The organism is Pseudomonas sp. B19(2017) (assembly GCF_002113165.1).
GTDB lineage: Bacteria > Pseudomonadota > Gammaproteobacteria > Pseudomonadales > Pseudomonadaceae > Aquipseudomonas.
In genome coordinates this window covers 151,765-164,459 of record NZ_NEJR01000002.1, presented here as the reverse complement: position 1 = coordinate 164,459, position 12,695 = coordinate 151,765, and the positions used below count along the sequence as shown (strand labels likewise).

10 protein-coding genes are annotated in these 12,695 nt (G+C 64.5%); 4 read left to right on the top strand and 6 right to left on the bottom strand.

Annotated elements, in window-relative coordinates; translation table 11 throughout:
- Nucleotide 1 precedes the first annotated feature (1 nt).
- A complete protein-coding gene (locus CAF70_RS03775; RefSeq protein ID WP_256573253.1) occupies nt 2-1,147 on the bottom strand; it encodes a redoxin domain-containing protein in 1,146 nt (381 codons plus the stop codon).
- 415 nt (nt 1,148-1,562) lie between these two features.
- On the opposite strand from CAF70_RS03775, the gene CAF70_RS27625 reads away from it, so the two are divergent.
- From CAF70_RS27625 to CAF70_RS03760, 4 genes are read left to right on the top strand one after another with little or no spacing between them, the layout of a single operon-like run.
- Nucleotides 1,563-1,700, top strand: coding sequence for a hypothetical protein (locus CAF70_RS27625; RefSeq protein WP_178076345.1), 138 nt, complete (start codon nt 1,563-1,565; stop codon nt 1,698-1,700).
- Between the two features lie 17 nt (nt 1,701-1,717).
- Nucleotides 1,718-2,887, top strand: a complete 1,170-nt coding sequence (locus CAF70_RS03770) for an efflux RND transporter periplasmic adaptor subunit (protein WP_256573254.1) — start codon at nt 1,718-1,720, stop codon at nt 2,885-2,887.
- Complete coding sequence (locus tag CAF70_RS03765; RefSeq protein WP_085622366.1) at nt 2,884-6,057, top strand: efflux RND transporter permease subunit; 3,174 nt, start codon at nt 2,884-2,886, stop codon at nt 6,055-6,057. Before CAF70_RS03770 ends, CAF70_RS03765 begins: the two co-directional genes overlap by 4 nt.
- The gene (locus CAF70_RS03760) at nt 6,054-7,436 is read left to right on the top strand and encodes an efflux transporter outer membrane subunit (RefSeq protein WP_085622368.1); all 1,383 of its coding nucleotides are present in this window, start codon (nt 6,054-6,056) and stop codon (nt 7,434-7,436) included. Before CAF70_RS03765 ends, CAF70_RS03760 begins: the two co-directional genes overlap by 4 nt.
- Before the next feature lie 39 nt (nt 7,437-7,475).
- Here CAF70_RS03760 and CAF70_RS03755 read toward each other — a convergent pair whose 3' ends face one another.
- The 5 genes from CAF70_RS03755 to CAF70_RS03735 form a co-directional block, all read right to left on the bottom strand.
- Nucleotides 7,476-8,786, bottom strand: coding sequence for an MFS transporter (locus CAF70_RS03755; RefSeq protein ID WP_085622370.1), 1,311 nt, complete (start codon nt 8,784-8,786; stop codon nt 7,476-7,478).
- Nucleotides 8,787-8,849: 63 nt separating this feature from the next.
- A complete protein-coding gene (locus CAF70_RS03750) occupies nt 8,850-9,830 on the bottom strand; it encodes a transketolase family protein (protein ID WP_085622371.1) in 981 nt (326 codons plus the stop codon).
- A gap of 3 nt (nt 9,831-9,833) precedes the next feature.
- Nucleotides 9,834-10,721 carry a transketolase gene (locus CAF70_RS03745; RefSeq protein ID WP_085622373.1) on the bottom strand — a complete coding sequence of 296 codons (888 nt, stop codon included), beginning with the start codon at nt 10,719-10,721 and terminating at the stop codon, nt 9,834-9,836.
- Between the two features lie 48 nt (nt 10,722-10,769).
- Nucleotides 10,770-11,861: a glycerol dehydrogenase gene (locus CAF70_RS03740; RefSeq protein WP_085622375.1), complete on the bottom strand. Its 1,092-nt coding sequence runs from the start codon at nt 11,859-11,861 to the stop codon at nt 10,770-10,772.
- Nucleotides 11,862-12,002: 141 nt separating this feature from the next.
- A complete protein-coding gene (locus tag CAF70_RS03735; RefSeq protein ID WP_085622377.1) occupies nt 12,003-12,695 on the bottom strand; it encodes an SDR family NAD(P)-dependent oxidoreductase in 693 nt (230 codons plus the stop codon).

Genomic DNA, 12,695 nt, shown 5'->3' with positions numbered 1-12,695 from the left:
GTCATCGTTCGAAAACCTGCAGATTCTGCTCGCGGATCACGCGTGCGGCCTCGTCGTAGAGGAAGGGCAGGAACATGTAGCGCTTCCCGTCGCAGACAGGCGTTGCCTCGTGCAGCAGGGAGCAGGAAAACACCACGGCCCCTCCGACGGGGGCGCTGTACAGCGCACGCCCATACTCCGGGAAGCGTAACAAGCCACCTTCGTACTCACCGGAATTGAGGAACAGCGATACAGCGAATCGTCTATGTGCGGTGCCTTTGGTGGTGTTATCCCGATGCGGGCTGAAATGCCCGCCTTCCTTGCTGCAATAACAAGCCACCAGGTAGCGCTCGATGCGCGTCACTTCGAACTGGAAAGCCTTGTGTATCTCGGGCATCAGGCGGTCCCTGATGCGCCTGGTGCAGGCCGCTTTGAGCGCTTGATCCTGAATCATGCTGTCGCGTCGCCGCTTGTGGCTGCGATCGGCAATTTCAACTGTCTTGCCCTCGCGCTCGACCATGAATCCCGACTCCTTGCCGCCCTGTTCGTCGTAGTAATCGATCAGCGCCTTGCACAGTGACGCTTCGAATACCCTGGGCACCACGATCACCGGGGCATGTGGCCCGGCGCGATGTGGCGGTGTCGGCGCGGGCAGGCGCTTGAGCAGGCGAATCAAGGACTGCACATGCTGCTCGGCTGATTCGGTGATCGGGTTGACCGCCAGGACTCGTAGTCGGGGGTCGACGACATAGGTCACGCGCGTCGTATGGCCGTTGCTGCTGGTGGCCCCGTATCGTTCGCTTACCGCGCGATCGAAATCCCAGAAATAGCGGATGCCGGGTATGTGGTCCTGCACGCGCCCCAAGGCCTCGTCTGCCGGGTCAGTCGAGATCCCGAAGAAAGACACTCGATCATCATCGAAGAGACTGCGGTTCGCCTGAATCTCTGCCAGGATCGTGCGTGTGACGGAATCATTGGCCGAACCAAAGAAACACAGCACGATGTAACGGCCGGCGACGGAGTCGAAGCAAAATTGCTCTCGGGTAGCGGTTCGACAGAAAAACCAAGGTGCGGGCGTACCGGTTTCAAGAAACTTCGAGCTCATTTCGCCCCCTTGTCGCATGATCGGCGGCATTTCAGGCAGGTTCAGTTCATTTGCCGCATGCATGGCCACGCTGCGACCGCTGGCGGAGTGGCTTTGCCTAAGGCTAGATCACCCTGGATCGCTCTGCATCGGGATGGCCGGGCATGAATCAACGAGCAGTCTCGAACTGCCTTGGTCGTTGTTCGTGGGGTGGGACACAGCGTCCCGGAATCCGTGTTCGACAACTTGGGCGAAGTAATACAGGTCGCTCGGGTCTTCCATGTTCGATCGTTCACCAGATGGAACTCTGTGACGTCTACTCAGCCGGTTTATAAGGTGACAATCACCTTTGTCTTCCGGGCAAAAGTCCAGGACTGCATCATCCTCAAAAGTTTATATTCGTGAACAGCGCACAATATTGATTTGTTCGCGGCGCTATTTCTCTTGCACCCGCAATTTCGAAGAATTCGCCTCACTTTCAAATACTGAGGCTTTCACCATGACCGCCATCAAGCACGCCCTGCTCGCGTTCGCCACCCTGGTCACCCTGTCGTCCACCCTGGCTGTTCACGCCGAGGAGTCGTCGGCATTCGTCGAGCGCAACCATTCCTTCAACGCCCACGCCTTCAGGGAATGACGCCGGTTATGGAGTTCATGAACGTGAAACTGCCCGTAACGGGCAAAAGGGCGCTGTTCGCCTTGTCGCTGGCGGCATTGCTGGTCGGCTGTGGCCCGCAGGCGCAAGAGAGTGCGCCGACGGCGCCGAGTGTGGTGGTGAGCCAACCGTTGAAGTCGACCATCAGTGACTGGGACAGCTTTACCGGCCGGTTCGAGGCTACCGATTCGGTGGAGGTACGCTCGCGCGTCAGCGGCTACCTGGAGAAGGTGGCCTTCCGGGACGGTGCGATCGTGAAGAAGGGCGATCTGCTGTTCGTCATCGACTCGCGCAGCTTCCAGGCGGCGGTGACCCAGGCCCAGGGCAAACTGGCCCAGGCCCGTTCGCAACAGGCCCTGGCCGAACAGGAGTATGCCCGCGCCAAGGTGCTGATCGATTCCAGGACCATTGCCCAGAGCCTGTACGACCAGCGCCTGCAAGCGCGCGAGGCGGCCCGCGCCGAAGTGCTCAGCGCCGAAGGCGCGCTGGCCAGCGCTCGCCTGGACCTCGAGTTCACCCGTATCACCGCGCCCATGAGCGGGCGTATCAGCCGCAAGCTGATCAGTGAAGGCAACCTGGTCAACGGCGGCAGCAACGATGCCACGCTGCTGACCACCATCGTCTCGCTCGACCCCATCGACATCTACTTCGATATCGACGAGCAAAGCTACCTGAAGTACCGCCGCCAGTCGGCCGGTAACATCGCCGGCAGCCAGGTGCGCATCGCCCTGCCAGGCGAGCTCCAGCCATCGCTGAGCGGGCGCATGGATTTCATCGATAACCGCCTGGACCCATCCACCGGCACCCTGCGCCAGCGCGCGCGGGTCAGCAACCCGGACCTGGCGTTGAGCCCGGGCCAGTTCGGCCGCGTGCAGTTTTCCGCGCGTCCGGCCTACGAGGCCTTGCTGGTGCCGGATACGGCCGTAGGCATCGATGCGACGCGCAAGGTGCTGTATGTGCTCGATGCACAGAACCACGTCGAACTGCGCCCGGTACAGCTGGGCAAGCTGCATGACGGCCTGCGTGAAGTGGTCAGCGGCCTGCAGGCCGACGACCGGGTCATCGTCGATGGCCTGCAACGGGTGCGCGCCGGCGATACCGCGATCGGTGAGCAGCGCAGCCTGCCCGGGGTGGCCGCCGTCAACCCGGCCCAGGAGGCGCCGCTATGAACCTGGGACGCACCTCGATCGACCAGCCAGTGCTGGCGATCGTCCTCTCGGTGGTGCTGATGATCGTCGGCGGCCTGGCCTACCTGGTGCTGCCGACTTCCGAGTACCCCGACATCGCGCCACCCACGGTGGTGGTCCAGGCCACCTACCCGGGGGCCTCGGCACAGACCGTCGCCGAGACCCTGGCTATCCCGCTGGAGCAGGAGGTCAACGGCGTCGAGGACATGCTCTACATGTACAGCCAGGCCACCTCCGATGGCAGCCTGAACCTGACCGTGACCTTCAAGGGCGGCACCGACGTCGACAAGGCCCAGGTACTGGTGCAGAACCGCGTCGCCCTGGCCACGCCACGCCTGCCCGAGCCGGTGCAGCGCAGCGGTGTGTCGGTGCGCAAGTCCTCGCCGACCCAGCTGTCGACCATTTTCATTTCCTCGCCCAAGGGCACCTACGACCAGCTGTACGTGTCGAACTTCGCCATTCGCACCGTGGCCGATACCCTCAAGCGCATCGACGGCGTTGGCGACATAAACCCGCTGGGCGCGCGTGAGTATTCGATGCGCATCTGGCTGGACCCGGAGCGCGTCGCCGCCTTCGACCTGACCCCGGGCGACATCATCGCCGCCGTGCGTGCGCAGAACACCCAGGTGGCCGGCGGTGTCATCGCCCAACCACCGGTGGCCTCCCAGGCGTTTCAGCCGAACCTGATCTTCGAAGGGCGGCTCAAGGAACCGGCTGACTTCGACAACATCGTGCTCAAGTCCGGCGAGGCGGGCCGCCTGGTGCGCCTGAAGGACGTGGCGCGTACCGAGATCGCCGGGCTGGCCTACGTCAACAACACCTATTACCTGCGCAACCCGGCCATCGGCCTGCAGGTGCTGCAGCGTCCGGGCGCCAACGCCCTGGCGACCATGCAGGTGGTGGAGCAGACCATGCAGCAACTGAGCAAGGACTTCCCGGAGGGCATCGAATACAGCATCGGCTACAACCCCACGGCGTTCATCGCCGACAGTATCGGTGAGCTGGGCAAGACCATCTACGAGGCGGTAATCCTCGTGGTGCTGGTGGTGCTGTTGTTCCTCCAGGGCTGGCGGCCGTCGATCATTCCGATCCTGGCCATTCCGGTGTCACTGGTGGGTACCTTCGCGGTGATGGCGCTGCTGGGTTACTCGATCAACAACCTGACCCTGTTCGGCCTGGTGCTGGCGGTAGGGATCGTGGTCGACAACGCCATCGTCGTGGTGGAGAACGTCGAGCGCCACCTGGGCGAGGGCAAGAGCCCGGTACAGGCGACCATCGTCACCATGCAGGAGATTGGCGGTGCGCTGGTGGCGATCACCCTGGTGCTCTGTGCGGTGTTCATTCCCACGGCGTTCATCCCGGGGATTTCCGGCGAATTCTTCCGCCAGTTCGGCGTGACCATCGCGGTGGCCACGGCCATTTCGCTGTTCAACTCGCTGACCCTGTCGCCGGCGCTGGCGGCGATGATCCTGCGCCGTCACGGTGGCCATGCGCCGTTGCGTGCCGGCCTGCCAGGCCTGCCGCGGCGCGCTGCCGAAGCGTTCAACCGGGGCTTTGCCCGGCTTTCCGACGGCTATGCCGGCAGCGTCCGCGGCCTGGTTGCCAGGACGCCGCTGATGCTGGCCGTATATGCCGTACTGATCGCCGCCACCGCTTACCTGCTGGTGTCCACGCCCAAGGGCTTCATCCCGGCGCAGGACCGTGGCTACCTGGTGGTGATCGTGCAACTGCCCGATGGTGCATCGCTGGAGCGTACCAACGCAATTTCCCAGCAGATCGAAGCCATCGCCCTGCAGGTACCGGGTGTGGACAGGGTGCCGACCTTCTCGGGCTTCTCGATGGTCACCGGGACCAACTCGTCCAACTCGGCGGGCCTGGCCCCGGTGTTCGAACCTTGGTCCAAGCGCAAGCTGAAGGGCCGGACATCGGATGTGATCGCGGCCGACCTGCGCGAGCGCCTGAAAGCGGTCAGCGGTGCGTCGGTGATCGTCGCCACGCCGCCGCCGGTGCAGGGGCTGGGCAGTACCGGTGGTTTCTCCCTGCGTCTGCAGGACCGTGCCGGGCTAGGCAGTGACGCGCTGGCCAAGGCCACGGCGCAGCTGATTGCCGCCGCCAACGCCACACCGGGCATGACGGGCGTGTATTCGCCGTTTTCGGCCAGCACTCCGCAGGTGTTCGTCGAGCTCGACCGTGAGCGCGCCGAGATGCTCGGCGTGCCAAGCAGCCAGATCAACCAGGCCATCGAGACCTACTTCGGCTCCACCTACATCAACGACTTCAACCTGGTCGGCCGCACGTACCGTGTCACTGCCCAGGCCGACCTGCCTTACCGGGTCACGCCAGAAGACCTGGCTCGGGTCAAGGTGCGCAACCAGGCCGGACAGATGGTCCCGCTGGCCAGCGTGACGCAGCTGCACGAGGCCCTGGGGGTAGAGCGCTTCCCGCGTTACAACCTGTTCCCGACCGCCGAGATCAACGGTGACACCTTGCCTGGCCTGGGCTCGACCTATGCCATCGAGACCATGGAACGCCTGGCCAAGGCGAATCTGCCGGCGGGCATCAGCTACCAATGGACCGACCTGAGCTACCAGCAGACCACCGCCGGCAACATGGGCCTGCTGGTCTTCCCGCTCTGTGTGGTGTTCGTCTACCTGGTGCTGGCGGCGCAGTACGGCAGCTGGAGCCTGCCGCTGGCGATCCTGCTGATCGTGCCGATGTGCCTGCTGGCCGCGGCCGGCGGCGTGCGCCTGATGGGCCAGGACATCAACATCCTCACCCAGATCGGCTTCATCGTACTGGTGGGCCTGGCGGCGAAGAACGCCATTCTCATCGTCGAAGTGGCCCGGCAGCTGGAGAAGGAAGGGCAGGGTATCGTCGAGGCGGTGGTGGAGGCCTGTCGCCTGCGTCTGCGGCCGATCCTGATGACCTCGCTGGCGTTCATCCTCGGTGTCTTGCCGCTGGTGCTGTCCGAGGGGGCCGGCTCCGAGATGCGCCTGGCGGTGGGGGCTGCGGTGTTCTTCGGGATGATCGGGGTAACCCTGTTCGGCCTGATGTTCACACCGATTTTCTATGTGCTGGTTCGCCGCCTTGCCGGCGGCGAACGGCAGGTATCGTCACAGCCCCAGGCTGTCGAACAGGACTACCAGCGATGAACATGTGTCTTCGTTTCCCCGTACTGGGTTTTACTGCGGCGCTGCTGGCTGCATGCGCCGCCCCAAGCTTGCCGCCGCCCAGCGCTGCACCTGTGCAGCATTACCTCAATGCCCGCTCCGAAGCACCGCTGGCTGTGACCGAGCAGTGGTGGCGCGGCTATCAGGATCCGCTGCTCGACCGCCTGGTGCAGCGGGCGCTGGACGATAACCTCGATCTGCAGGTTGCCCTGGCGCGCATCGATGCGGCCCGGGCCCTGAGGACAGTCAGCGCTGCGGTCGGCAGCCCGGTCCTGGACCTCGACGCCAGTGCCGCACGCCAGCGCACCTCGGCCTACCAGACCGGCTACAGCGAGGCATTGATCGATGCGCCGGTATCGCTGGGCCTGGGCGCAAGTTGGGAGCTAGACCTGTTTGGCCGCATCCGCGAAGGCGTCCGCGCGGCTGACGCGGAGGTGACGGCAAGTGAAGAGCAAGCCCGTGCAGTACGGGTTGCGCTGGTGGGCGAAGTGGTCCAGGCCTATGCCCAGGCGCGCGGCCTGGAGCAGCGCCTGGAGATCGTCCGCCAGAGTGCCCAGAGCCAGGCCGAGACCTTGCAGTTGAGCGAGCAGTTGTACGCGGCGGGCAGCAGCCCGGAAGCCGACCTGCTGCGGGCCCGCGCCCAGGCCGACCGCACGGCGGCCCGAGTGCCGGCGCTGCGCCTGGAGTGGCAGCGCACCATGCATCGGCTTTCAGTGTTGCTGGCCGTGCCCAGTGCCGAGTTGTACGGGCAGATGCATGCCAGCCCGGCGAGAGTGCGTGAGGTGGCCCTGCAGGATGCTGGCACACCTGCGGACCTGCTGCGTCGGCGTCCGGACGTGAAGGCTGCCGAGGCACGGGTGGTTGCTGCCTATGCGCGGGTTGGCGTGGCCAAGGCAGAGCTGATGCCACGTCTGAGCCTGTCGGCAGCGTTGGGTTCGTTGATCAATGGCATGAGCGCGGCCACGCTGGCCAATTCGACCTTCTGGCTGGCTGGCGTCAACGCCAGCGCGCCATTGTTCGATGGTGGCCGGCGCAAGGCGCAGGTACAGGTCCGGGATGCCGAGGCGCGGGAGGCATTGCTCAATTACCGGCGCACGGTGCTGGTGGCGGTGTCGGAGGTGGAATCGGCGCTCGCGGCGGCCCAGCGCAATGCGGAACGCCAGGTACTGCTGGCCCGTGCCAGCGAGCAGTCGACCTCGGCCTTCGAGCAGATCCGCCGTTCATGGCAGGCTGGCGAGGCGCCGTTCCTCGATGTGCTGGAGGCCCAGCGCAGCCAGCTCAGTGCCCTGGATGCCCTGGCCACGGTACGCACTGCCCAGTGGCAGAACCAGGCGGCGCTGGTCAGTGCGTTAGGCGGGTAAGCGTAATGGGGGCTGCCTGGCAGCCCCAGCGTTCACGACTCAAACCTGATCGATCGGGATGCCGTGGTTGTTCTTCCACATCAGCACCACGCCACTGGCAATCAGCGCCACGACGATCAGGTAGACATTGAACACCCAGCCAATCTGCTCCGAGTAAAGCCAGGTCGTCACGTACGAAGCGGTACCCCCGAACACCGCCACACCCAACGAAATGCACACACCGAACATCCGCGTGCGATAACGGGTAGGGACTTGCTCGGAAATCGACGCGGGCTTGCAGCCGGTGATGAAGGCCACCAGCATCAGGCCGGCAGTTTGCGCCACCATCAGGGTCCAAGGCTCGCTGGAGATCATGCCCCACAGAGGGAACAGGGTTGCCGCGATACCCAGCAGCGAAATCAGTGCACAGACCTTGCGCCCCACCTGGTCCGAGACCCAGCCGCAGACCGGCAGGAAGGCGAGGTAGATGACCTGGGCGACGCAGCTCATCATGAAGGCGTTGTGCGGGTCCATGCCCTTCACGCTCATGGCATAGATCGATGCCGACGTGACCCAGGTGTAGTAGGTCAGGGTGGCGCCTGCTTCATACAGGAACAACCGCACACCGTGTTGCAGTACCTGCCCGCGGCTCCAGCAAGTAGTGTGCTGCGTTGCGCTGCCGGTGCCAGGGCTGTGGTCGCTTTCCATCATGTTGCGGCGCAGCCACAGGGCAATTACCGCCAGCAGGCCGCCGGTGGCGAAGGGGATGCGCCAGCCCCAGTCCTGCATCTGCTCGGTACTCAGCATCGAGGTCAGCAGGGCCATGTAGAAGGTTGCCAGCAGCGAGCCGCTGCCCACCGCGAAGAACACCGTGCTCGACCACAACCCCCGGCGTTTTGGCGGGGCGATCTCGGCGATGTAGGCGTAGGACGTGGTGGTCTCTCCACCGTGGGCGAAGCCCTGGATCAAGCGCGCACAGAGCAGTAACCCGGAAGCCCAACTGCCGATCGATTCATAGGAAGGGATGAATGCGATCAGCAGGCTGGCGCCGGCCATCAGCAGCATGGTGCTGAGCAGCACGGTGCGTCGGCCGAGGCGGTCGGCGAGGATACCGAAGACGATGCCGCCCAATGGCCGCAACAGGAAACCTGCGGCGAACACCGCCAGGGTGGCGAGTAGCGCCGAGGTGGGGTTGCTCTTGTCGAACAAGGCACTGGCAATGTAGACGGAGGCAACGGTGTAAAGGGTCCAGTCGAACCACTCCAGCAGGTTGCCGACGCCGGTAGCAAGCAAGGACTTGCGACGCAGGCGTGTGGCGTCAGGCGCAGCGTGGGCAACGCTGCCTGGCAGGGTCTCGGTCATGTTGTTCATTGTAGTCTCCGAGCGAATTGGGCGGGCAGCACCCGGGCTGGCGCTGCCCGTACTGCGGGTGGGTCAGCTCGCCATGTGGGCCAGGGCCACTTCCTCGATACCGGCGGCATCGAGCTTGTAGTGCTGATACAGGTGGGTCGGCGGCGCGATCAGGCTGTATTCGTCGTAGATGCCATGGCGCTTGAGCTTGACCCCGACGCCTTCGTCAGCCAGCACCTCGGCCACCGCGGCGCCCAGGCCACCGAGCACGTTATGCTCCTCGACGGTCATCATCCGCTTGCTGCGCGCAGCGGCCTGGAGGATCGACTCGCGGTCGATCGGCTTGATCGAGGCCATGTCGATCACCCCCACCGAACGGCCTTCGGCATTGAGCTTGCGGGCCGCGGCAAGCGCCGGGTGCACGGTAATGCCACAGGCGATGATGGTCAGCTCTTCACCCTGCAAGTGCTCGGTGGCCTTGCCGAACTCGAAGGTTGTGCCGTGCTCGTAGATGATCGGGTCGCGGCCGCGGCCGATGCGGAAGTACACCGGCTTGTCATAGCTGGCCGAGGCCTTGATCGCTGCCGCCAATTGCGCGCCGTCGGAGGGCGAGACCACCGCCAGGTCGGCGATCGAGCGCATGGTGGCGATATCCTCGGTGGCATGGTGCGAGGTGCCGTAGAAGCCCAGCGAGATCCCGGTATGGTGGCCGATCAGGCGCACCGGCTGGGCCGAGTAGGCCACGTCCATGCGGATCTGTTCGCAGCACAGCAGGCCCAGGAACGAGGCGAAGGTCGCCACGAACGGCATCACCCCGCAGGTGGCCAGGCCGGCGGCAGCGGTGACCATGTTCTGCTCGGAGATGCCGAACTGGATGTAGCGGTCCGGGAACGCCGTGGCGAACTTGTTAAGGCCATTGGAATACTGCAGGTCTGCCGAGCCGGCCATCACCGGGTGGCCTTCGCGGGCCAGTTCGATCAGGGCATCGGAGAGGTAGGACAGCCCTGGGTTCATGGCATTCAGGCCACGGTATTGCCAGGAGTTGGGGGACAGGGGGGCGTTCATGTTTCAGATCTCCTTGGCTTCGATTTCAGCGATCGCGCGTTTGGCGTCTTCAGGGTCCAGGTAGCCCAGGTGCCAGCCCGGTTCGGTTTCCATATAGGAAACGCCTTTGCCCTTGACGGTCTTGGCGATGATGCACACCGGCTTGTCGCGGCTTTCGTCGGCCTTGACCTTGCGCAGAGTGGTGGCCACCGCGCGGATGTCGTGGCCGTCGATGACGTGCACCTCCCAGCCGAAAGCGCGCCATTTCTCGTCCAGTGGCTCGACGCCGATCACGTCGTCTACGCTGCCGTCGAGCTGGAAGCCGTTGCGGTCGACGATCGCGATCAACCGGTTGGCCTTGTGGTGGGCGGCACCCATGGCAGCTTCCCAGACCTGGCCTTCCTGCATTTCGCCGTCACCAAGCATGACGAACACGTCGTAGCTTTCGCCTGTGAAGCGCTGGGCCAGGCACATGCCCAGGCCGCCGGAAAGGGCGTGGCCGATGGAGCCGGAAGAGAAGTCGATGCCGGGTACCTTGCGCATATCAGGGTGATCGCCCAGAGGGCTACCCAGTCGCGTGTAGTCATCCAGCCACGCCTTGGGGAACATGCCGAGGTCGGCAAGTATCGGGAACTGGCCAACGGCGGCGTGGCCCTTGCCCATCAGGAAGCGGTCGCGCCCGGCCCAGTCCGGCTCCTCGGGGCGCAGGTTCATCACGTCGTAGTACAGCGCCGAGAACAGTTCGGCAGCGGAGAACACCGAGGTGTAGTGGCCAGTCTTGGCGATCTCGATCAGGCGGATGGTTTCCAGGCGGACGAATTTCGCCCGTTCGCGCAGGTGGGCGACGGTCTCGGCGCTGGGCACGAAATCGCTGGCTTTCCAGGCCTCGAGGGTTTTACGGGGTGTAGCCATCTCTACCTCCAAATGCAGGCATAGCAGGGTGGGTGTTGCCGGGGGAAATCAGCGGGTCAGGGATTCGAGCGCGCGCATGGCTTCGATCAGTTCACCGCTGTGTAGGGGTTGGCCGTTGCCACGCACGAAGTTGCGTGCGTGGGGGGCTTGCAGGGTGGGTTCGGCGACCTTCAGCAAGGTGGCGTCGTCGACGCACGTCACACCCAGTTCGGCCAGGTTGCAGGGCAGCCCGATGCGTCGGTAGAAGGCCAGCAACTCGGCCATGAACGCCGCTTCGCGGTCTTCAAGTACCAGTTGCACCAACAGACCATAGGCAACCTGCCAGCCATGCACCTGGTCGCGGGCACCGGGGATCTTCGACAGGCCACGGGTCATCGCGTGGGCGATGGACAGGCCGCCACTCTCGAAGCCCAGGCCGCTCATCAGCAACACGGCTTCGATCAGGCGCTCGAACGCTTCGTTGACCTGGCCGCTGCCGGCCAGCGCCAGGCCCTCTTCGGCATGGGCGCGCAGCACGCTATAGCATTCGCGGGCCAGGGTGACCCCGGCAATCGACGGGCGAGCGCCAAACATGTTCACGCCACCGGCTTTGAGGCACTGCTCGGCTTCGAACTTCTTGGTCAGTGCGTCGGCGATGCCGGCCAGCAGGAAGGGGCGCGGGGCCTGGGCTATCAGGCGGGTGTCGACCAGGACATAGCGTGGGCTGCTGAGCAGGTGGCCGACTTCGCTGAGTTGGTGATGCTCGTCGTAGACCACGAAGTTTTTCGAAGTAGGCGCATCGTTGGAGGCGACCGTGGGCATGCTCACCAGCGCCGCACCACACGTGTGGGCCAGCGCCTTGCCGGCATCGATCGATTTGCCGCCACCGACCGCCAGAACCACGTCGAAGTCAAAGCGCGCGGCCGATTGGCGCAGGCCGGCGATGCCCTTGGCAGTGATTTCGCCATCGAAGGTGATGTAGTGCAGTTGCACGTCGGCGCGGGCGCAGGTGGCGTCGAGGCGCTCCTTGACCAGGCCGATCACGAAGCTGTCGATGACCACGACGGCTCGGCGGCCGCAATGGGCCAGGTACTGGCCTGCCTCGTCAAGAACACCGGGGCCTTGCACATAGCGCCCGGGTGAGCCGAATACCAGATTCATACGGCACCTCTTTATGACTGCTTGTTGTTGTTATGCGAGACCTCAGGGGTCTGCGTCAGTTGTGATGCATCATATATCATGCGTTATGGCCGTCAAGCTTCTTCGGGGGCAGTGGTAGCCATCTGTCTGCCGAATGGGATATCAGGCGATGGAATAGCCGCCATCGATGGCCAGCGTGGTGCCGGTGATATAGCGGGCGCCGTCAGACGCCAGGAAGGCGATGGCATTGGCCACGTCCTCAGGTTTACCCCAGGCGTTCATCGGGATGCGTGACAGAATGCCGGCCGAGCGGGTCGGGTCTTCGTAGGCTTGGCGCGACAGCTGGGTGAGGATCCAGCCCGGGGCCACGGCATTGGCGCGCACACCGTCGGCGGCCCAGGCCACCGCCTGGCAACGGGTCAGCTCGCTGATCGCGGCCTTGCTCGAGGCGTAGGCGGGGGTCTTGGCCGAGCCGAAGATGCCCCACATCGAAGCGAAGTTGATCACCGCGCCGCGCGCCACTTTCAGGCCCGGCAAGGCGGCATTGCTGATGCGCAGGACGGCGGTCAGGTTGACGTCGAGCACGCGGTTGAAACCGTCGATTTGCCATTCCCGGTTGTGGTCGATCACGCCGGCGGCATTGACCAGGGCATCGACGCGTTCGAAGCGGCTGAAGAAGCCATTGACCTCGGCATCGCTGGTCACGTCCAGCACCTGATAGTGGATGCCTTCGACCCGTGCCTCAGGTTCGCCCAGGCCCAGGGTGTGCACCTGATAGCCATCGGCAAGCAGGCGCTGCGCGGTTGCCAGGCCGATGCCCGAGCCGCCGCCGGTGATGATTGCAATCTTGCTCAT